At 76.0% G+C, this 1,198-nt stretch carries 2 protein-coding genes and 1 pseudogene; all 3 read left to right on the top strand.

Annotated features, from left to right (window positions below; genetic code table 11):
• Positions 1 to 335: DUF2071 domain-containing protein (locus tag IE312_RS39095; protein ID WP_229899199.1), on the top strand; the 335-nt coding region annotated here is incomplete at its 5' end.
• Complete coding sequence (locus IE312_RS06575) at positions 332 to 979, top strand: hypothetical protein (RefSeq protein ID WP_189979212.1); 648 nt, start codon at positions 332 to 334, stop codon at positions 977 to 979. The genes IE312_RS39095 and IE312_RS06575, both read left to right, overlap by 4 nt.
• A gap of 93 nt (positions 980 to 1,072) precedes the next feature.
• Positions 1,073 to 1,198, top strand: a pseudogene (locus IE312_RS44645) (DMT family transporter); the annotation flags it as partial.

Here is a 1,198-nt window from a genome sequence, read left to right as displayed (position 1 = left end):
GACGGGGCGGCGGGACCGGGTACCGCCTGTCGGTCCGGCCGGGCGAACCGATCCGGCCGAGCGGCCGGGACGTGTGGCTCACCTCGCGCTGGCGGGCCTTCACCCGGCAGCTCGGCGCGCTCTGGGAGACACCCGTCGAACACGCGCCGTGGCCGCTGCGCGAGGCTCGTCTCGAAACACTGTCGGAGACGGTGACCACCGTCGCGGGACTGCCCGCCCCCGTGACGGAGCCCGTCGTGCACTTCTCCGACGGCGTCCGCGACGTACGGCTGGGCGTCTCGCACCCGGTACGGCGCCGCGGCCGGGCCTTCCCCGGGTGCGCCCCGGACGGATGAAGCCGACCCGGCCGGGCCCTCCCCGGCTGCGCTTCGACGGCTGGATCGCCGGTGTCGGTACGGCGTCCGGTACCCGGCTGGTGCTCGGCCACTGGCCCCGCTCGCCGTTCGGCCCGTTCAGCGACGTGATGCTGGAACGGGAGGACGGCCACCGCCTGCTGCTGGCCCCGACCCGGCGCACGGCGGACTTCATCGCCGGCACGTACACCTTCGACGAGGTACGCGTCGCCCCGGTACGGGTCCGCGTCACCGGCGACCACTGGGCGGTGACCGCCGGTGCGCTGCTCGACCTCCGCTTCACCGTCGGCCGCAGGAGCCGGCCGGGGCTGCTGCTCAGGGCCGTGCCCGGTCCGCTGGCCGCCTGGACCGGCTGGACGACGCTGACCGACCCGCTCGCGCGAGTGCTGCTCGGCGCGCGGACCCGCGGGAGCGCGGGCGGCGGCCGGCGCGAGTGGTACGGCGCCCGCGATGCGCACCGGCTCACCGCGGTGCGCGCCGTCCACGAGGGACGCGACCTCGGTTCTCTCGCGCCGGTCGAGCCCGCCGTCCGGTTCGGTTTCGGGTCGACGCCCCGCACACCCGGCCTGGTACGCATCACGACGACGGTGGGCCTTCCCCGCGCCGGAAGCGGACCACCGTCCTGAAGACCGCCGGCGGGAGCGGCCCGGCAGGGCGTTCCGTAGGCTGGAGGAATCCGTTCCTCCGCCCGGAGGTCTGCTGGCAGGCAGGAGATGGCCGTGATCGAACTGGCCGCGGCGTTCGCCGTCGCGGGAGCGGCGAGCAACGCCGTGGGCACCGCGTTCCAGCGCAAGGCGGCCTCGGCGAGCAGCCGCGGCGGGATCCGGCTGCTGGCGGAGCTGGTC

It is taken from the genome of Streptomyces capoamus (assembly GCF_014654935.1).
Classification (GTDB): Bacteria; Actinomycetota; Actinomycetes; order Streptomycetales; family Streptomycetaceae; genus Streptomyces; species Streptomyces capoamus.
This window is presented reverse-complemented; position numbering and strand designations above follow the sequence as displayed.